This window comes from Mesorhizobium sp. P2_E10 (assembly GCF_056404235.1).
Genome location: NZ_JBFUEK010000021.1, coordinates 26,262 through 46,415, shown reverse-complemented (window position 1 = coordinate 46,415; position 20,154 = coordinate 26,262). Strand labels below are relative to the sequence as shown.

The following is a 20,154-nucleotide window of genomic DNA, read 5'->3' as shown; positions in this document are numbered from 1 at the left end:
CCGAGGATCAAAGACGCGCTTGAGACAAAATGTGCTGTACTTACCATCGTCAAGTGAATCGCTCACTTATCGACTTGGAGCCGCTTGATCAACTCGCGATCTTCCCGTATGTCCTCCGATGACGACGGGTGCGTTTAAATCGTGTTTGTGCGGCTGATTCATGACGTCGACGTAGAAGAATGGATACCCTGAATCAATGTTGCTAAAAATCGCAATTCGGCCTTTCGCATGATCGCCCGGCGGACTCTGATTTTTGGACTTTTCTTTGCAACGGGGGGCTGCGCTTCTCTCCCCGCGTCCGGACCAAATGCGTCGACAATAGACCCGAAGGGACGCCGCGCAAACCAAGGCTATCAAGTAATCGACCTTGACGCTGACGTGGCTTCGATCCTTGAGCGCCTATCGGGCTCCTCCTTGGCAGATGGGTTTGGCAGCCACCCAGGGGCTCCTTCGCAACAACTCGGGATCGGCGACACCCTCTCCGTCACCGTATTCGAGGCGGGCCCAGGTGGTTTGTTCACCGCGCAGACCGACGGGCCGTTTGCGGCGGGTGGGCACCAGACCGTGATCCCTAACCAGACCATTGACCGAGACGGATCGATAACCATTCCTTATGCTGGAACAGTACGAGCTGCAGGTCGCACGCCAAAGGCGGTTGCCGCGGACATCCAGAAAAAGCTTGGTCCTCGCGCGCTTGAGCCGCAAGTTATGGTTTCCCTCACCAACAATGCAGCGGCCACAGCGTCGGTGCTCGGTGAAGTTACGAGTGGAGGCAAGGTCAATCTTGGTATCCGTGGCGAACGAATTCTGGACGTCATCGCTGCGGCAGGAGGGATCAAGGCTCCGGAGCAAGAAGTAATCGTCCGTCTGATGCGTGGCCAGCGCACGGCCTCTGTCGCTCTACACACGATAATCTCGCGACCCAGCGAGAATATCTATGTGCAACCGCAAGACACCATTCTTGTGATCCGGCAACGCGTCGCTTTTACGGCGTTAGGCGCCGTGATCCGCCAAGGCACGCTGCCGATTCCGTCTAATGATTTCACTTTGTCGGAAGCCTTGGGAGCTGCAGGAGGGCTAAATGACAGTCGCGCAGACCAGTCGGGCGTCTTTCTTTTTCGCTTCGAACGCCCCGAACTTGTTCGGGCGCTCGGCAATCGCATCGATCCCTCCGTCATCGGTTGGGATATCATGGGCAATGCGCGGGGAAACGCGCAATCCCTTGATTACGTTTTCCCAATAGTCTACCGCGTTCGTTTGTCGGATCCCGCCTCGCTGTTGGTCATGAGCCGAGTACGCATTCTGGATCGAGATATCCTCTATGTGGCCAACGCTCCTTCGGTCGAGATCGACAAGTTCCTCGGCCTTGTCAGCCAAACTTACGGCATCATTCGGGGGCCGATTTCGATCGCTCAGATGGCTGGCTGATACATTGACGAATACAGCAAACAGCCAAAGGTCTTCCCGCGGGCCTTCGCTGCCCTGGCGCAGTGGCGCGAACATTCTTGCGGGCTCCAGAGCGCTTTCACGCGATACGCAAATAGGTTTGCTGCTAGACGCTCGCCTCGTCCAGAGGACCGGTGATGCCCGAGGGTTCGAAGGTGGCTGTGGCTGGGGTCGAAATCCGCGTAATGAACCGATAAGCACCCTGTGTGCGATGCGCGGACTTCCCTTCTTGTTCCTCGAGGATCCTTATTTTCGCTCTTGGGGGCTTTCGAAACAGTCCTACGCTACGCCTTCGGTGGGCGTTATGATTGATGCCAATCAACCAGCTTATGACTGTAGCGGAGCGGGATCTGCCGCCGAACGGTTGATGGTGACCCGCATTGGCGACCAAGGAGACCGGCCGAAAACGGATTTGCGGGACTTAATAATCGGGGCGCGGCTAAGCAAGTATAATCTCCCCTCCAACTCACTAGGACCCATCCGACAGCAAGGCCGAATTAGAATAGGGATCATCGACCAAGTTAAACATGACCGTTCTCTCTTGCACGGTGGCGGCAGCGATAGTGCTGTGATTGCCATGACCAAATACGCCATCAACCGGTCGCTCAGCGAGGATGCCGAGCTCGTATTCAGAACCCACCCAGACGTTGCCGCTGGAAGGGGCCATTCGGCGCTCGCTTCCATCTTGCCGCGTATGTGCGCGGCATACGGAATACATATCAAAACGTCGGATCGCTCCTCGGCGCCCATCTTCTTCGATGAGATTGACGAGGTTCTAACGCTCACCAGCAGTGCGGGCTTCGAGGCCCTAGTACGGGGTATTCCGGTTACATGCTTCGGTGCGCCATTCTATGCGGGTTTCGGCCTGACAACCGATCTCGCGTGTTCTGCGGATGCTGTCGCGGCGCTGGGGCGGCGGGCCTGCGACCCGCCGCAATCCGAGGATGAAATCCTGCGACGGACGGACATTGTCGTCTCCGTTGCGCTAGAGGACATGACCCTGTGGTGGGATCCAGTGAAGCGCCAGCGCTGCGATGCGCTTCAAGCCCTGCATCGACTTGCCTCTTGGGCTGCGGCAGAACGTTTCGATGACAAGCCCATCACAATCTACGGAACTGGCAGGTGGAAACGGGCAGCCGTCCGAGCGATGGCAGCCCATCCTGGGGCTTCTGTGTCGTTCTCTATGCGACTTCGCCCTCGGGCACTCAACAGCTGCCGAAATAGCCTGATCTGGGGTGCCTTCGGAAAGGACTTAGATGGCGAGCAAGGTTATATAAGCGTCGAAGACGGTTTCATTCGGTCGGTGGGTCTGGGAGCCGCCCTCGTGAGTCCCGCATCGCTCGTCTTTGATCCCATTGGGCTTTACTATGACGCGTCACGGCCTAGCCGCATTGAGACCCTCATCGAATCGGGCCAGGGACTGACGGACACGCTGGTGGACCGCGCCGCGAGGCTTCGTGAGCGAATAGTAGGGTCTGCGATCGAGAAATACAATGTCGACGATGGCACCCGACCCGTCATGGACGATTGTGTGCATCTTGTAATAGGTCAAGTCGTCGATGACCAATCTGTGTTGATGGGCGGTGCCCTCACGCGACCCGGCGATCAGCTCGTGAAATTGGTCCGAGCGCTTCATCCGAGCGCTAAGATCGCGTACCGTGCCCACCCTGACGTCGCGGCGGGTCTAAGGAACGGTGATCGTACGAGCTTACATGCCGATATTCAATCTACGGGCGGTTCGCTCTCTAGTTGGCTGACAACGACGGAGCGGATACACGTTGCAACTTCGCTCGCCGGGTTTGAGGCCTTGATGCGTGAGGTACCAGTTTCGACCTATGGAATGCCCTTCTATGCTGGTTGGGGCCTAACTCATGACTGCCTTTCCTGTCCGAGAAGGACGCGGCGTCCTACGCTTGACGAAATGGTGGCTGCAGCGCTGATCCTGTACCCTCGCTACCGTAGTATCAAAAGCGGACTGCGTTGCGAGGTTGAAGACGTCCTAGATGAGATCGAAGCGATCCGTGCAGGTGTGCTAGCGCCGGCACGACTTAACCAATTTGCAGCTCCATTGCTGAAGATCATGGCGGGGCTTGCCAAACGGTCTGGTATGCGTTTTTGAACGTGTTAAAGCGATATTTTTGAGGCTCCTCTTCGAAATATCGAAGATGCGGATACTAATTTATCTCGTCAGCCGGAGCTCTTCAACTTTACATGTGATATGATATTACTGTACATACAAAATTCCGTGCTTTTAGCTTATTTCAGACGCTAAGATAAAAATTAATTGACACATCCGCCATGGTTCATCTCTAGCCAGAGACCGCGGCTGAATGGCCACGCCACAGCCCAAGAAATAGGCGATGCGGTAGCCGTCGGCCCCGAAAAAGCGTACGATTGCGCGGTGTTAAATCAACTGCGCGTATGGATGATGGTGGCGGTCATAACCGCCCTGTCGGCGACGGCACAAGCGCAGGATTGGGGTCAAGTCGTCAATGTCTCTGCCACCATGGGTATCAGTGGCAACCGGCTTTGCTACGGCGAGGGAAGCCGGGGCGACATCGGATGCCCGGCGGACGCGCCGGTTATTAGCGGCTCGACCATTACCGGCACGTTTGTGGGGAACGGCTCCGGCCTAACTGGCGTGACGGCCGCCACCGCTGATCGCATCGTCTCCGGCACTACCAACGTCACCGTCAACAATAGCGCCAGCACCATCTTCACCAATGGTGGCAGCCAAACCATGGTCATCCAGAGCAACGGTTATGTCGGCATCGGAACGGCCGCCCCGACGTCCCAATTGCAGTTCAATGCCGTCGGGCTTCAACCTTTCTATTTCACCCGCACGGGGTTCCCAACCAAGTTTGGGATACGCGTTACCACCAATGGCACCCAGGACGCCTTCTCATTCGGCTCGTTTAACTACCCCAACAGTTTAGTCATCACTTCCGACTCCACCGTCGGCATTGGCGCAACGCTTCCCAGCACCACCCTAGACGTCAACGGCTCCATCCGCATGGGTATGGAAACCTCCACCACTCTCAACACCTGCGATACCGGCCGCAAGGGCGCTATCCGCTACAACGGCAACACCTTCCAGGTCTGCTACGGTACCGGCGGCTGGGCCAACCTTGCCGACACTTCTTCGACCGTTGCCACGGCCGACCGCATCACTTCTGGTACCGCCCAGGTCATCGCCAACGGTACCACCAACAGCATCAGCATCACCGAATCCGGCGTCACCACCGGCTACTACTACAACGGCGTCTGGGTGGCGGGTGGGGTGAGTGCGACTGGCCGCGTCTCCGCCACATCGGCATATCTCTCAGGAAATCTCGGTATCGGGGTGCCCTCATCAAATTACGCTATTGATGTATCGACAAGCGCAAGCACGAATGATGGATTGAGGATACGTCTTTGGAACGCCACAAGTAATAACATTCTGATTGCTTATTCAGGTGCAATTCTGACGCACAATTGGTACGTTACAAACGGTAATAATGCCGTCATGGCACTATGGGGAAATAACGTAGAAAATATCCGCCTAAATACCGCCACCGGAGCGAATAGCTGGATCTCTAACGGCGGAAATCTTGGAATAGGCAGCAATGCACCCTCCACCACCCTCCACGTCAACGGCTCTATCCGTATCGCGCAGGAAACCTCCACCACGCTCAATACCTGCGACACCAACCGCTCCGGCGCCATCCGCTACACTGGCGGTACCTTCCAGGTCTGCTACGGCACCGGCGGCTGGGCCAACCTTGCCGACGCCTCCTCCACCGTCGCCACCGCCGACCGCATTACTTCCGGCACCGCCCAAGTCATCGCCAATGGCGCTAGTGGCTATGTCTCTCTCACCAGCGGCGCTTCCACGTGGGGCTATCTCGGCGTCAGTCAGACCTATTTGGGCGCCACCAATTTCGGCGGCAAGGTAGGCATAGGGACCATCACCCCCGCAGCCGCTCTGGAAGTCTCCGGCACCGTTTCCGCGACCGTCCTGCAGCTTGCGGATGGCCCTGCCCTCACCTGCGGCCCAGGCGTCTACGGCACCATGAAAATGGTCAACGGCCGCCCCTATTACTGCCGTCAGTAGAAAAGTTGGAAGGAGGCTTGCTGCTTATTCTGTGAACAAGCGGCTTCTGGCTTGCCGACCACGTCGCGGAAAAGTAAAGAGGCGCCAGAGGCAATCCAACGTTACTCGCTCATGGGTGTTTTATGCACGGCGGTGAAGAATTGAGAAAAAGGCGACGTCGGCGCGTTCTCAAAGGAGCGACGATTCTGACAGGTATCTCAAATTCAGAAGTCAAGTGCACTGTCAGAAACATGCATTCCGAAGGCGCGGAGCTGCAGGTGTCAATGGAAGATCGCGTTCCGGATGAATTCCTTCTCTACATCCCGACTGACGGCATAGGTTATAAGACAGTGGTTAAGTGGAAACGAGCAGATAATATCGGCGTGTTGTTCTTGGGATCAGAACCCACGCCAATTTGGCATTACGGCTAGCCGCGACTGCAAAATAACAAATCGAACAATTGTAGTAACCGGATCGCAAGAGCGGTTTGTCATTCGGTTGACACGGAACGAAACGCAAAGTGACTTTTACGGCAGGCCGGCAATCCTCAGATGGGGCCGGGATGCAGGGAATTGGGAGCAATGGCCATGTGCGGTATCGTTGGGATTGTCGGCCATTCGCAGGTTGCGCCGCTCATCGTCGATGCGCTGAAGCGGCTCGAATATCGCGGCTATGACTCGGCCGGCGTCGCCACCATCGAGCATGGCCAGCTCGGCCGCCGCCGCGCCGAGGGCAAGCTGATCAATCTCGAGCGCCGGCTCAAGGATGAGCCGCTCGACGGCACGATCGGCATCGGCCACACGCGCTGGGCGACGCATGGCGTGCCCAACGAGACCAACGCGCACCCGCATTTTTCCGATGGCGTCGCCATCGTGCACAACGGCATCATCGAAAACTTCGCCGAGCTGCGCGAGGAGCTGATCCGCGACGGCTATTCTTTCTCGTCGCAGACCGACACCGAGGTGGTGGCGCATCTGGTGGCGCGCGAACTGGCCAAGGGGTTGAAGCCGGTCGAGGCGGCGCACCAGGCGCTGAAGCGGCTGGAAGGCGCCTTTGCGCTGGCCATCATGTTCAGGGGCGACGAAGACCTGATCGTCGGCGCCCGCAATGGCCCGCCGCTGGCCGTCGGCCATGGCGACGGCGAGATGTTTTTGGGCTCCGACGCCATCGCGCTCGCCCCGTTCACAAATTCGATCACCTATCTGGAAGACGGCGACTGGGCGGTGGTGCGCCGCGACGGGGTCAGCATTTTCGACATGGACGGCAAAAAGGTCGAGCGCAAGCGCCAGCAGTCGCTCTCTACCAGCTTCATGGTCGACAAGGGCAACCGGCGCCATTTCATGGAAAAGGAAATCCATGAACAGCCGGAAGTGATCTCGCACACGCTGGCGCATTATGTGGATTTCGTCGGCGGGGTCTCGAAGCCGCTCGACCTGCCATTCGACTTTGCCAAGATCGGCCGGCTGGCGATCTCAGCCTGCGGCACCGCCTATCTCGCCGGGCTGATCAGCAAATACTGGTTCGAGCGCTATGCGCGGTTRCCAGTCGACATCGATGTCGCCTCGGAATTCCGCTATCGCGAGATGCCGCTGTCGGCGAATGACGCCGCCTTCTTCATCTCGCAATCGGGCGAAACCGCCGACACGCTGGCGTCGCTGCGCTATTGCCGCAAGGCGGGGATGAAGATCGGCGCGATCGTCAATGTGCGTGAATCGACGATGGCGCGCGAATCCGATGTGGTGCTGCCGACGCTTGCCGGCCCAGAGATCGGCGTCGCTTCGACCAAGGCCTTCACCTGCCAATTGTCGGTGCTTGCATCGCTTGCCGTGCGCGCCGGCGTGGCGCGCGGCACGATCTCGAAGGAGCAGGAGAAAACTCTGGTGCGTGCGCTTTCGGAAGCGCCGCGCTATGCCAACCAGGTGCTTAAACTCGAAGCGCAGATCGAAAGGATCGCGCACGAACTGTCGCGCTACTCCGATGTGCTCTATCTCGGCCGCGACACCAATTTTCCGCTGGCCATGGAAGGCGCGCTCAAGCTCAAGGAAATCTCCTATATCCACGCCGAGGGTTATGCCGCCGGCGAATTGAAACATGGGCCGATTGCCCTGATCGACGAGAACATGCCGGTCATCGTCATCGCCCCGCACGATCGCATTTTCGAAAAAACTGTGTCGAACATGCAGGAAGTGGCGGCGCGCGGCGGCAAGATCATCCTGATCACCGACAGCAAGGGTGCGGCCCAGGCCAGCGTGAAGACGATGGAGACGATCATCCTGCCCGACGTGCCGGAAATCATCTCGCCGATCATCTACGCGCTGCCGATCCAGATGTTGGCCTATTTCGCCGCCGTGGTCATGGGCACCGATGTCGACCAGCCGCGCAATCTGGCGAAATCAGTGACGGTCGAATAGATTCTTTCAACCCAGCGTTCACTGCAGTCGTCATAACCGATGCAATCGTGCGCGAACAACATGGCCCCTGCCCCACACCGATCCGGCCCAAATATCGAGGTTCTCCAAGGGCTGGCATTGATCGCGCGCGATGTTGATGTGCTGGACTGGGTTGCTAATTGCGTCGGCCTCGCGAGCGGCCTCGCCGCCACGACGGCTCAGAAGGTCATACGCCTTCAGAGATATCAGAGAGATATGCCGTCTCGCCTGATCGGAAGCGAACCACTTTCATCGCCAGTGCTCGAATCAATTGTCTCCGCGCGCTTGGACACGCCGAGATAGACCATCAACACTACCGCGGCAAAATACCCCACCTGGAGAATGGTAGCTATGAATACCGCCCAACCGATCGTACGCCAGATCGAATCTGTTGCATAGTAAACCCAGCCAACGACCACCAGCAGGGCGATCGTTGCACCGACAAGAAACCTTGGAAAATACATATCGACAACCCCAATGCCGCGATCTCGAGAGGCTTGCGCCTGAAGCAGTACACCCGAACTCAGATATCCATGTTTCACGCGAACTTGCAAGCAAGCAGACCAGAGTTTAGTTGCCTTTTCTCGCAAGCATTTAACTCACGTTCTGACCTTGGCGAATACTCATCTAGTTCCTGTCTAGAGATCTCGAGGTTGGATGATTTGAGCGCCAAATCGATGCACAGCCGAACGTGACTGGCTTGGAAATTTAATTGCTACCGATGCCATTGCAGTCTTGCCTGCCGGTGTGCTTGATTCTTCTGTGACTGTCCACACCAGGGATATCGCTGCGTGTATTGCTTTGGCAGTCTACTACGGATTAGGTCCGTCTTGTGATGATACGCAAAACTCGCGAGCCGGAATCCTTTCATAAATATACTTCCACGTTTACGAGCTTTAAGTACGTGTCTGCAAAATGTTTTACGCTGGATGCCCGTCCAGCCTGCACATCTTAAGCTCGGCGGGGTTGTCCCTCAGCCGAGCTTCTTTTTTAGGCAACCGCCGCATAACATTACTGCGCGCAAGCGCCAAAAGGACGTTCCGTGTACGGTGTCGGTAAAGATGGCGGCGCTCACCGTTACCGCATTCGAGCGCGTTATCGAGGGGATTGAGCCAAACAATGAGGAACTGACCCGAAGCCTCTGGGATGCCGGTGACTACATCGACAGTTGGCTGGCTACAGACCTCATCGATAAGCTGCCGATGCCGCGCGACGAAGTTGCGTACTACGTCGATGTATTCCTGGTTCATCATGTCATCGGATTGGCAACCGAAGCGGACCGAGAGGCCGCTGAATCCCTGCCTTGAGCCTCGCCGCCTGCAACTGGGCCTGCCGGCGTTCCTGGCGGCAGCCCGATCAATACCGTGACCTTTACCGCCACCTCCTCAAGGGTGGCGGTAAGCCGGTTGATCTGCGATGCAGTTGCCGCCAGCTCCGGGCCGTAGCGGGTGATGAGATATTCCCGGTTCTGGCTGAGGGACTGAAGATGATTGGCGGTTTTCGCGCGAAGGCGCAGCCCCGCGTCGACTGTATGCGCCGACCGCGCCGCCAAGTCGTGCTGCATCTTGCGGATCTGATTGGGATTGTGCCCACGGTGGAGCAAAAGCGCCGTCAGGTAGAGTTCGATCGCGTGGATGGCGCACAGTCTGAACGGCGCTCGAGTAAGCGGCTTGCCGGATCGGCCGAGCTTAAGGAGCTCGGTTGCCGCCTTCCGGTACTCTTCAGCCAGTTTATGAATCTGCTTCGGGGAGGCGAGCTCCCCCGGATATTTGCCCTCTGTCATCGCCCCCAACGCAATATGGAATGTTACCCTTTGCGGTAATATGCATCCCACGCCAATCGAATATCCGCAAATGTCCATTCCCTGCGTCGACCGTAGGTGGGGCTCGGGCGGGTAAAGCACTGGTTTAGTCCTGTCTCCCTCTGGAACCGCATAAACCACGCCGTGGATTTGGGTTTGCCGGATGCCGTCGGCTGAATCCGGCGAATGAGCTCGCTATGCGCCCAATGGTCATTCGGGTTTGAAAGGGAGGCGGGATCGGACAGATAGCCGCGGAGCTTTTGTAGAGTCACGTCTTCGGGTGCCTGGTGGAGATCTGCGCGGAGCTCTGTGACGGCAAGTACGGCTCCCAGCCTCGCTGCTTCGGTCAGCATGTCGCGCAATTGGGTACTCGTCAGCACCAGCGCTTGCAAGGCATCCATGAACCATACTTTCCTTGCGGGGATTTTGCGACGGAGATTGCCCCCGACCATTGCCTCACACGCCGAAAATGACGTCTAGCTCTTGATGCCGAGCAAGGCGCCGAGCCTTTCAGTGACCGGACGCAAGGGGTCCACCAGGTGGAGATCGTAGATCATCGTCGTTCCGAGATTTCCTTTGTGATCGACGTAGTGTGATACCGCCTCATGCGAAACGCCTTGGGCAGTCAGCATCAATGAGATGGCAATCCGTTTGAGGTCGTAGAGCTGGAAATAGTCTGGTACGCCGGGCAAGGATTTGAATCTGTCCAACCCCTTCCGGAAGTTGTCACGGGGCCTGGTGGGATCCGAATGTGATGGGAAGAGCAACCTGCTTTCAGGCCAGCGAAGGCGCTGGGCCTGAACCATCCCGGCAACCCGGGGATGGATCGGCACCGAACGGTAGGCGTGTTCATAGATCGAGCGCGACAGTTTGATGCCTTTGGTGTTGTGCTTACGCCAGACGAGCTTCTCCAAATCAAAGTGGTCGAATTCAGCATTGGCCAGGTCACTGGGCCGCGCCATGGTCAGGAACAGGATGCCCATGAAATTGCAGAGCTCCTCCATCTGGTCGTTCGCGGTTGCCACCTGTCCCTTGACCAGAGCCATGTTCCGTTTGGCGAACCCTTCCAGGTGATCGATTTCAAGCGGTGCCTCGAACACCGGATAGAAGATGTGAGCTGCGATTTGGCGGATCTGCTCCGTTGAGTAGTCCCGGCGACGGCGTATAACCTTCCGGGCTCGGATTGGGGTGCAGGGGTTGCGCATGTCCACCAACTGCATACGGATGGCCCAGTTATAGAGCGCCAGAACGTGCCGCAGCGCGCTGTTGAACACGTATCCCGACGAAAATTGCTTCTGGAATTCCTCGATATTTAGCGGTTTGATCGAGGAAAGCGGCCGGTCGGCGAACATCGTCCCGAAATCTTTGTAACGACGCCGACTGTTGTGGCCGCGCTTGCTTTCCACCTTCGGCGTGGGCCGCAGCCAATGCGCCACAAAGATCGCGAAGTTGTAGCGGTAGCCAGCCGAGAGGCCGCTTACATGGCTTTCCCAATAGCGGTCGATCGCCTCACGGACCGTTAGAAGATGAGCACGGCGAGGGTCGGTTCGGTCGAAATCTGGATTATCCCCAGCCTCCAGGCGGCGTTGCCGTTGGCCGACCGCCAGCCGGGCAGATGATACGTTAAGGACGACGGTAGACCCGAGCACTGTTCGATAACGTTTGCCGTTGAACCTGTAGGCATGGACAAAGGCCTTGTGCCCCAACTCAGTCACCCGGAGTCCCAGGCCCGAAACCGAGTCACTTCGTATTCGACCGTCCACTCCAACGGGATAATCCCAGTAAATTTCCTGGCCTTTCCCCAAGGGGCAACTTGCAGTAAAAACAAGATCGTCAGTCAAAAACAGTTTAGGCATTTCATGTAACTTCCATGTAACCAATTTATAGCAAATGTTACATGGAAGGTGAAGTAATGATGTTGACTAGGTCAATAAAAATGACCAAAAAACAAATGATTACGAATTTCAATAATCTCGTATTATCGTACGGTTGGCGCTCCGAAGGAAGGGGTCATGCGTTCGAATCGCGTCGGGTGCGCCAAAGTTTTCAAATGGTTACATGGAAACCGATCCAGTCGATTCTTCCCATGTATCTTTCATGTAACCGATCTTTGGATCGGGACGATCATCCGGCATGAATAGTCATTGGAATGGGGCGGAGGGGCGGCTTGGGTTCTCGTCCGCGATCGTGCCACCCACTGCCCCCTCGCCCGATCTGTTTTGCGCGGCGCTTCCTCTCGACCAAGTATCGCCCTTTGGAGGAGAAGTGAAAAAAGAAGGAGGCACAGCCTTGAGCTCCGCCTCCCTCGTTTTTCCTACCTGACAATGTAACCCACGGGGCCAGTGCACAAATCACACACCGGCCTGTCAGAAATTTCCCTATCGCCTGTCAGAACATCTGGAGCGAGGTAGCATAGGTTTCAAGAACCCACCAAACAGCAAAGGAACCTTCTGACAATGCAACTCACCTTCAACCGCCTGCTCAGCCGCATGTCCTCCAACAAGGGCTATACGATTGACCAGACCATTCTGATCGTTGCGATCATCGCCATTCTGATTACCCTCGTGATCATCACCGTGGGCTGGCAGCTCATCAACCGCTCCAGCGGTACCAAGGCCGGTGCCCAGCTCAAGCAGGTTGAAGACGCCAACGGCCAGTTCTATTCCGCTCAGCACGTCTGGCCCAACGTGGCTCTTTCCGCTACCGGTACTCCCGGCAGCAACATGGCTGTGCTGGTTAACAACAGCATTCCCGCAGCTAGCTGGGCTTCCAATATCGACCAAACCGACCTGCGTAACATCCTCCCTGGCTTCCGCGTAACCGGCACCGGTACGGCTGCCGTGGTTTACCACGGCTTCGGTAGCGGTTCGTCTACCACCGGTATCATCACGCAGCAGGTCAACACCATGTCCACGGTGGGTACCGACAAATACATGGTCGTCCAGTTCGCCGACATCCCCCTGGCTGAAGCTAAGGAAGCCGACAAGTCCGTTGATGGCGCAGTTGATGCCACCAAGGGCCGCGTGGTCTACGGCACTGCAGCCTGCTTGAACGGCACCATCGGCGGCGCTGCTACGGTTCCCACCGCGCAGCCAACCGCCAACCTCGTGACCCTCTGCTACGCGGCCAACATCGTCAACTAGGCCTGAGGCAACTGACAAGCCGCCCCACCGGGCGGCTTGTTGCGCTCTTACTCCGCCATCCGCTACACTGGCGGTACCTTCCAGGTCTGCTACGGCACCGGCGGCTGGGCCAACCTTGCCGACGCCTCCTCCACCGTCGCCACCGCCGACCGCATTACTTCCGGCACCGCCCAGGTCATCGCCAATGGCGCTAGTGGCTATGTCTCTCTCACCAGCGGCGCTTCCACGTGGGGCTATCTCGGCGTCAGTCAGATCTCCGGCACCGTCTCAGCCACCGTACTGCACTTGGCGGACGGCCCCGCCATCACCTGCGGTCCATCCACCTACGGCACCATGAAAATGGTCAATGGCCATCCCTATTACTGCCGTCAGTAGAAAAGTTGGAATGAGGCTTGCTGCTTATTCTGTGAACAAGCGGCTTCTGGCTTGCCGACCACGTCGCGGAAAAGTAAAGAAGCACCAGAGGCAATCCAACGTTACTCGCTCATGGGTGTTTTATGCACGGCGGTGAAGAATTGAGAAAAAGGCGACGTCGGCGCGTTCTCAAGGGAGCGACGATTCTGACAGGTATCTCAAATTCAGAAGTCAAGTGCACTGTCAGAAACATGCATTCCGAAGGCGCGGAGCTGCAGGTGTCAATGGAAGCGCGCGTTCCGGATGAATTCCTTCTCTACATCCCGAATGACGGCATAGGATATAGGACAGTTGTTCGGTGGCGACGAGCAGACAAGCTCGGAGTAATGTTCTTAGGCACAGAGCCAAAGCCACACTGGCACTACGGTTGAGTCTAAGTTCTTGAATTTTGCATTATCTCCATTTCCGATCCGACAGTACAGCAGGATTCTTGTTGATCTCGCAACCTTCCGGCCGTTCACGAAGACGCGGCCTGTGGGAGTTCCATTTGTTTCGGATTTTGGTCATGGTCGGCGCGAGGAAGCTGGTCGATGGAACGTTTCAAAGTCGATGAGATGGACGGCTCAGAGATCGTCCATAGCGTGTCAGTCGCGGCTCAAAGCCATGTTCACGCTGTGGTGAAAGCGATTCCGCGACCGCTCAAGCCTGGTCGAGTACCCGGTAGGCCTTGGATACGGGTTACCGACCCCAATGGTACGTCCCGAGACTTTTCTGGCGGAGACTGAACCGACTTATGTCACTCCCCTCGCTCGCGGGCAGCTTGATCGTGTTCCTGTTGTGGTATGGAATGCTTATACTTGGAGAAATGGGAGGTGCCGACTTGTTCGAAGATGGGGAATCTGGCCGAAACAGAGATCGGACGTGTATCTTCTGGATCGTGGTAACCGTCTTCGCGATAGCATTCGCCACTTGGTGGACGGTGTAAGGCAGGCCGAAAACCCGCCGAGGTGGCCGCTGAGCGCACCTTTCCTACTGTAGGACGAAGAATTTGCGGGGTGGGCGGGAGCGCGAGGGTCGGGTCCAGGGGACCCTCGCCCGGCCTCGGCCGGACGCAAAAAAAGACCCGGGGCATCGCTGCCCCGGGCTTCATCTGGTCTTTATTCGGCGGCTATCGCCATCTCATCAGGACTTTCGCCCTCGGGCTTGACCGGCTTCCGCAACACAGCGGGAAACCAGCCCTTGCCGTCCAGTTCCTTCTCGGCCTGTAAGACGCCCTCGGGTTTGGGGCCGCGCTCGACCGCTTTCGCGGCATCTTCCGGGCATCCGGCCTCGCGCATCACGCCAGCAATATCGGCTTTCGACAGCCGCGTGAGGAACGCCGCTTCCGGTGCCCACCACAGGCCCATGTCCAGCCCGACCGCGTCGGCCATCAGGTCGGCTTGGGCTATGCGCTCCTTGCCGGTTTCGTGGCGGGCCACCACGGCGTTGAGGTTGGCGGCAGTGACCACTGCCAACAGGTCAAGCAGCGCTTGCTGCCGCTGCGCCATCAGCCACGGCCACAGGTCGACAGGGTTTCCGGGCAAGTGGTCTGCCCAGCCTTCTATAACCTCATTCCACCCCGTCAACGCACGGCAGGCGTCCGGCTCTTTGATGGAGGGCGCAAGGTTTCGGCGCTGGCCGGTGACCTCCACCGCTGGCTCAATACGGCCATGGTAGTCATAGAACACTCGGCTCACCAGCGCGTGCACGATGCCAACCAGCGCAACGTCGGGACGGTTCGAGAGCTCGACGCGCAGCGCTGCCGTGCGAATGGCGGTCAACTCCTCGGTCAGGGCTGCCGATATGCCCACGGCTTCCTCGTCGGGGCCTTCCTTCTCCCCGGCTTCGCTGGCCTCGTCGCTTTCGTTCTGGCCCTCATCTACGCCGCCGCTCTGCAACGCAGCGAGCGCCTTGCGGTCTAAGGCCTTCACCAATCCCGGTGTGACCTGCAACCTGTCGCCGTGAGAGATACCCACGACACAGCCCGCCAACACCATCTCACCGGCATCAAAGGCTTCCGCCGCGTTCTGGATGGCCTCGATGCGGCTTTCCAACGCCTGCAACTTGGCCTCGTCGGCCTCGATTTGCGGGTCGCCTTCGGCGTACGCATCAACGGCCTCAGCCAGTTTGTCGTACTCCAAGCCCAGCGCCGCCAGTTCGGCCTGTTCGGCCTCGGTCGGGTCGCGCCGCACCGCATGGATGCGCCCAAACCCGCCGCTGTGGATGAACGTGTTGTCGAGGCTGATTTCCACCCATTTCCAGCCCTGCATCCGCAACTCGTCGGCTACCGCCTCAAGCCGTTCGCTGGCAAGCTTCACCAGCAAGGGCCGGTCGGTCAGGAAAGTCTGCCCATCCTCGGCGAAAAGGTCGCGCAGCACCCCGCCCCCTGCGCCCTCATAAGCTTCGATGCCGACAAAGCGTGCCAGCCGGTCATTGCCCCGCACATGGGCACTGGTCAGGAACGAGCGGATGTTGGCCGGGTTGCGGCTCCAGCCATCCTGCTCAAACCAAGCCGCTTCCTGAGCGGTGTGGTCATCGCTGACGGCAAGGGCCTTGGCCTGCTCTAGCGTTAGTTCACCCGCGCGCATGACGTCGAGGATGCGTGGCGACAGATTGGCCAGTTTCAGCCGCTGGCGAACGGTAACAATGGACTTACCGAAGCGCGCCGCAATGTCTTCGGCGGCCATGCCCTGTTCGACAAGCTCGCGGTAGGCAATGACCTCGTCCACCGGGTGCATCGGCTCCCGCTGGTCGTTCTCCGCTAGCGAAATCTCTGTGTCGCTGCCCTCCTCGCGCAGGATGGCCCTGACCGGAAAATCCTTAGTCACTGCCACACCCTGCACGGTGCGGCCTTCCTCCAGCAGCAAACGCAACGCCCCCAGACGCCGCCCTCCGGCGACAACCTCGAACTTGTTGGCTCCCTTCGGTGCCTTGCGGGTCACAAGGTTATGGATGAGGCCGTGGGCCTCGATGCTGGCCGCCAATTCGGCCCTGCCTGCCTCGGAATTAACGCGGCGGACGTTGGCTTTGCTCGGCACCAGCTTGCCGAGCGGGATGGTGATTTCAGCGGTATTCATGGTCTTGCTCCTTTGATTGTCGTTTCAGGACAGCCCTTTCCCCAGCGGGTTCAGGCCATCCKGAACCCCTGCCTCGCGGCGAGCAGCGGGGAGAGAGGGGGCAAGCCCCGGGGGCGGAGGGGTGTCCCCGGTCTGCACGGAGCGTAGCGCAGGAAGATGGGGGATACCGCCCGCGGCGGCTTGCTGGGAGAGAGGGCCGCGCGCCTCTTTCCCCAGTACAGAGGAAACGTGCCGCCAGGCACATCCATATCGGCGTAGCCGTGCCGCTAGGGCGGCCCCAACATAGAAGGGCGTACAAGGCGGAAGCACCGAAATGTCCGCCAGCGGGACCAAGTCAGTTCGGTGCTGGAGAAAGTTCGTGGCCCTGAGACCGGTTCAACAGGGCGGCCGTAGGAGCATCAGCATAGCGCCGCCGCAGGCGGGATGCGGGACCGACCGCCCCCGGCGAAGGGCACCATATTCATCGTCGGACACCGCCAATCGACCCCTCGCAGATGTCCTCCAACGGGCAGAGGTCGGTTGGTAGTTCCCTTGGTTGACGGAGCGACTTGGTTCGCGTGGGCCGGCCTGGCGACCCTGCATATCGGCCCGCGACGCCCGACCGGCCCCGCGCAGAAAGGCAGCAAGATCGCAATAGTAAAGGTAAGTTACCCTATAACGGCATCAAACAACGCCCCTGTCGTGAATCTGTCATAGAGCGCACCTACAGGCAAACTCAGGCGTCCCGCGACTGACATTTCGGGGCAGCCAGTTGGGGTGTAAAAAATGCAAGACAGCTGCCTGCTTGGTCGCTGCACCTTTTGTCGTTGCGCGTTCCACTTCCCGCCGTACGACCAGCCGCGGCGAGGGTCGAGCCCGCGTGGCCCGCAGACAGATACATGACCAGATTTCAGAACCCGCCTGACGGGATTTCACAAGCGGCCCTGGCAAGCCTGGTGTCCGAGGCGGTGCAACAGGCATTGTTGCAGCATGGTGTCCTGCTGGACGCCGAGGCGCTCATTTCCGCCAGCGTGATTGCCGGGAGTCTGGTCGCCGCCCTGCCCTTCCTGTCGCAGGCACAGCGGCTCGCGATCGGCTCTTTCAAGGGCGACTTCACGGCGCTCGCCACCGAATTCTTCCGCACGATGGCGGACAAGATCGCGCGCGGCGGCTCGACCGGGACGGGCCGCACCTCCGAGAGCCCAGCGCCGCCAGCCGGTCTCCGCCAGCCTGCGTTCGTCGGGGGAGCCCCAGAGCTCCAATCGATGGTGATCGAGGACTGGGCGGGCGAAGTTGCCGGATCGACCTATCTGGAAGAGAAGCTCCGCATACCGCGCTCGACGCTTCATCGCTGGCAAAGGCGCAACGAAGTCATTGCCTTGCGCAAGGGCGGCCGCAAGCATGTCTTTCCGCTGGCCCAGTTCGTCGACGGAAGGCCGGCGCTAGGGATCAGTGAGGTGTTGTCGCTGATTCCCAATCCAAGGCTGGCCTGGTTCTGGTTGGCCCGCCCTTCACAAGATCTCGATGGTCGTTCTCCCATTGAAATGCTCAAGCACGACATGGTGCGCGAAGTCGTGATGGCCGCACGCGACTTTTTGTCGACCTGCAGTATCAACTCTTCAGTTTGACTTTCTAGTTTTCAAATCGATTAGTTTGCAACAGTAATAACTCGCACTGCTCGAGAACTTCTCATTTAATATCCAGTCATAATTAGAATCGATCTGGATATGCACACGTTTCGTTTGTGCCTCTTGTGCAATGTGTGCCGAATTTGAGCGCATATTCGTGATATTTCTGCAACAATACTTCTCCAACAGTCAAATAGCCGCTTTCCGGTCTCAATCTCCGTTTGTGCACTGCAGCGAATTCGGCCATGTCGAGCGCGAAGAAGTGGCGCCGGTGCGCATCTTTTTCGATCGTGGGGACCAGGGAGGGATCCTGTCTTTAGAAAAGACACCCCAGCCCTTTTTTAACCTTTGAGTGGAGATCAAAAATGAACATCAAGAGCCTTCTTCTCGGCTCCGCTGCGGCCCTGATCGCAGTTTCCGGTGCGCGCGCCGCCGACGCCGTCGTCGTCGCCGAGCCGGAACCCGCTGAATACGTCAAGATCTGCGACGTCTACGGCGCTGGCTACTTCTACATCCCCGGCACCGAAACCTGCCTGCGCATCGGTGGCTATGTCCGCTACGATATCGCCGGTGGCGACGTCGGCTCGTTCGATGGTGCGCGCACCCATGACGTGCAGGACGGGAGCGACCAGGGCACCTGGAAGAAGAATGCACGCTTCGACCTGAAGACCTGGACCGGCCAGGAAACAGAACTCGGCACCTTGAAGACCTACACCGAGACCCGCTTCAACTTCGGCAACCGCAACGCCTATGCGGGTCCGGACAGCCCTCAGAACTATGCCTTCAACAAGGGCGTTACGCTGAACTTCGCCTGGATCCAGCTCGGCGGTCTGCGCGTCGGTAAGGACGAATCGGCCTTTGATACGTTCATCGGCTACGCCGGCAACGTCATCAACGATACGCTCGTTCCCTACGGCGATTTCGACACCAACGTCGTCCAGTATTACTTCGACGCAGGTAATGGTTTTTCGGCCGTGGTCTCTCTCGAAGAAGGTTCCGGCACAGTCGGCACCATCGACAGCTATGTTCCGCATGTCGTCGGCGGCGTGAAGTACACGCAGGGCTGGGGTGCGATCAGCGGCGTCGTCGCCTACGACAGCAACTACGAGGAAGTGGCCGGCAAGGTTCGCCTGGACGTGAAGCCGATGGACAACCTGTCACTGTTCATCATGGGCGGCTACGGCACCGACGACAACCTCTTGGACGACGCGGGCAACGCTATCGACGCCCACGGCCGCGGCTTCTACAAGCAGTGGAGCGGCAACTGGGCAGTCTGGGGTGGTGGCACCTACACCATCAACGAGAAGACCTCGTTCAACACCCAGATCTCGTATGACGAAGGCAAGAACCTCGGCGTCGCAGCCAACATTGCCTACGAAATCGTCAAGGGCTTCAAGGTCACGGCCGAAGTCGACTACCTGCACCTTGGCGACGACACCGTCACCAACTGGACCAAAGCCGACAAGAAAAACAGCGTCGGGGGCATCCTCCGCTTCCAGCGCTCGTTCTGATCGAATCCCTGCCGATCAGAACGGAAGGCCCGCGACGACGTCGCGGGCCTTTTTTCTTGCCTAGGGCTGCCGTGCCGCCGGTGAATATGCCTCCCCGCGTAAAAGCCAGCGCTCAGCCGCCTGGGGACGGTACAAAGTGACCCGAGCTACGAAGCTCTGCTAGCAGCATCATGGCGGTCCCGCGGTGGTCACCCTTTGCTTGCTCACTCAGCGGAGACGCAGACCAAGCAGCCAATTCTGCCACCAAGAAAGCTGTGTCCCCGTTGATCGAGGCGCATCTAAGCTGTCCGCGCTTCTCCATCACGATTATCGCGGTGCCGGTTTCGCCATATCCGATCGCAGCCATCCGCTGAACGCAGATATCGCCGTCGACACGTACGTCGAACAGAACCGATCCTGCGGTTTTCTCCGCGGCGTCAGCCACGCGGTCACCGAACGGTTGATGTATGCCCTCGCGATCGCCGAGTGACTGCTCAAACAACGCCAATTCAACATGAGCCGCCACCATAGCTCCGAAGGTGCGCGCCGGCTGGCGCAATCGGCAATAGGCCAGGGCTCATTATCCACACCCCAGCCGCCGTCCCGCAGCCCGATCCGCCATCGCAGTTGCGATCGGCGCTACCTTTGCTGGTCCACTTCATACCCAAGCCCTTTGCTGCCCTCCTCGCCGGAGGT

General features: G+C 58.5%; 16 protein-coding genes. 10 read left to right on the top strand and 6 right to left on the bottom strand.

What is annotated here, in order from left to right; translation table 11 throughout:
- Positions 1-378 precede the first annotated feature (378 nt).
- The 4 genes from AC1D0N_RS29055 to glmS all read left to right on the top strand — a co-directional run bounded on the left by AC1D0N_RS29055 (position 379) and on the right by glmS (position 7,929).
- Positions 379-1,428 (top strand): polysaccharide biosynthesis/export family protein, encoded by a 1,050-nt coding sequence (locus tag AC1D0N_RS29055; protein ID WP_477249772.1) that lies wholly within the window; start codon positions 379-381, stop codon positions 1,426-1,428.
- A complete protein-coding gene (locus tag AC1D0N_RS29050) occupies positions 1,322-3,565 on the top strand; it encodes a capsular polysaccharide export protein, LipB/KpsS family (RefSeq protein WP_477249770.1) in 2,244 nt (747 codons plus the stop codon). The genes AC1D0N_RS29055 and AC1D0N_RS29050 overlap by 107 nt, the downstream gene beginning before the upstream one ends.
- Positions 3,566-3,730: 165 nt before the next feature.
- Positions 3,731-5,539, top strand: a complete 1,809-nt coding sequence (locus AC1D0N_RS29045; protein ID WP_477249769.1) for a hypothetical protein — start codon at positions 3,731-3,733, stop codon at positions 5,537-5,539.
- Between the two features lie 566 nt (positions 5,540-6,105).
- Complete coding sequence (gene glmS, locus AC1D0N_RS29040; RefSeq protein WP_477249767.1) at positions 6,106-7,929, top strand: glutamine--fructose-6-phosphate transaminase (isomerizing); 1,824 nt, start codon at positions 6,106-6,108, stop codon at positions 7,927-7,929.
- 224 nt (positions 7,930-8,153) lie between these two features.
- Here glmS and AC1D0N_RS29035 read toward each other — a convergent pair whose 3' ends face one another.
- The gene (locus tag AC1D0N_RS29035) at positions 8,154-8,489 is read right to left on the bottom strand and encodes a hypothetical protein (protein ID WP_477249766.1); all 336 of its coding nucleotides are present in this window, start codon (positions 8,487-8,489) and stop codon (positions 8,154-8,156) included.
- Positions 8,490-9,008: 519 nt separating this feature from the next.
- Here AC1D0N_RS29035 and AC1D0N_RS29030 point away from each other — a divergent pair.
- A complete protein-coding gene (locus AC1D0N_RS29030; protein ID WP_477249764.1) occupies positions 9,009-9,254 on the top strand; it encodes a hypothetical protein in 246 nt (81 codons plus the stop codon).
- Here the strand turns inward: AC1D0N_RS29030 and AC1D0N_RS29025 are convergent.
- From AC1D0N_RS29025 to AC1D0N_RS29015, 3 genes are all read right to left on the bottom strand, one after another.
- The gene (locus AC1D0N_RS29025; protein WP_477249763.1) at positions 9,197-9,730 is read right to left on the bottom strand and encodes a HEPN domain-containing protein; all 534 of its coding nucleotides are present in this window, start codon (positions 9,728-9,730) and stop codon (positions 9,197-9,199) included. The two genes, AC1D0N_RS29030 and AC1D0N_RS29025, sit on opposite strands and share 58 nt — an antisense overlap.
- A gap of 23 nt (positions 9,731-9,753) precedes the next feature.
- Positions 9,754-10,149: a hypothetical protein gene (locus AC1D0N_RS29020; RefSeq protein WP_477249761.1), complete on the bottom strand. Its 396-nt coding sequence runs from the start codon at positions 10,147-10,149 to the stop codon at positions 9,754-9,756.
- 75 nt (positions 10,150-10,224) lie between these two features.
- Positions 10,225-11,604 (bottom strand): tyrosine-type recombinase/integrase, encoded by a 1,380-nt coding sequence (locus AC1D0N_RS29015; RefSeq protein WP_477249759.1) that lies wholly within the window; start codon positions 11,602-11,604, stop codon positions 10,225-10,227.
- Between the two features lie 600 nt (positions 11,605-12,204).
- On the opposite strand from AC1D0N_RS29015, the gene AC1D0N_RS29010 reads away from it, so the two are divergent.
- The 3 genes from AC1D0N_RS29010 to AC1D0N_RS29000 all read left to right on the top strand — a co-directional run bounded on the left by AC1D0N_RS29010 (position 12,205) and on the right by AC1D0N_RS29000 (position 13,676).
- On the top strand, positions 12,205-12,891 hold the full coding sequence (locus tag AC1D0N_RS29010; protein WP_477249758.1) for a hypothetical protein: 687 nt from the start codon (positions 12,205-12,207) through the stop codon (positions 12,889-12,891).
- Positions 12,892-12,930: 39 nt separating this feature from the next.
- The gene (locus AC1D0N_RS29005; RefSeq protein WP_477249756.1) at positions 12,931-13,266 is read left to right on the top strand and encodes a hypothetical protein; all 336 of its coding nucleotides are present in this window, start codon (positions 12,931-12,933) and stop codon (positions 13,264-13,266) included.
- Positions 13,267-13,388: 122 nt separating this feature from the next.
- Entirely contained in the window at positions 13,389-13,676 is a 288-nt protein-coding gene (locus AC1D0N_RS29000; RefSeq protein WP_477249754.1) for a PilZ domain-containing protein, read from the top strand.
- 726 nt (positions 13,677-14,402) lie between these two features.
- Here AC1D0N_RS29000 and AC1D0N_RS28995 read toward each other — a convergent pair.
- Positions 14,403-16,361 carry a ParB/RepB/Spo0J family partition protein gene (locus AC1D0N_RS28995; protein ID WP_477249752.1) on the bottom strand — a complete coding sequence of 653 codons (1,959 nt, stop codon included), beginning with the start codon at positions 16,359-16,361 and terminating at the stop codon, positions 14,403-14,405.
- An 878-nt stretch (positions 16,362-17,239) separates the two neighbouring features.
- Here AC1D0N_RS28995 and AC1D0N_RS28990 point away from each other — a divergent pair.
- Together AC1D0N_RS28990 and AC1D0N_RS28985 are read left to right on the top strand one after the other, a co-directional pair.
- On the top strand, positions 17,240-17,968 hold the full coding sequence (locus AC1D0N_RS28990) for an antitoxin Xre/MbcA/ParS-like domain-containing protein (protein ID WP_477249750.1): 729 nt from the start codon (positions 17,240-17,242) through the stop codon (positions 17,966-17,968).
- Positions 17,969-18,333: 365 nt separating this feature from the next.
- Positions 18,334-19,479 (top strand): porin, encoded by a 1,146-nt coding sequence (locus AC1D0N_RS28985; protein WP_477249748.1) that lies wholly within the window; start codon positions 18,334-18,336, stop codon positions 19,477-19,479.
- A gap of 112 nt (positions 19,480-19,591) precedes the next feature.
- Here AC1D0N_RS28985 and AC1D0N_RS28980 read toward each other — a convergent pair whose 3' ends face one another.
- Positions 19,592-19,987 (bottom strand): hypothetical protein, encoded by a 396-nt coding sequence (locus AC1D0N_RS28980; RefSeq protein ID WP_477249746.1) that lies wholly within the window; start codon positions 19,985-19,987, stop codon positions 19,592-19,594.
- Between the last annotated feature and the right edge of the window lie 167 nt (positions 19,988-20,154).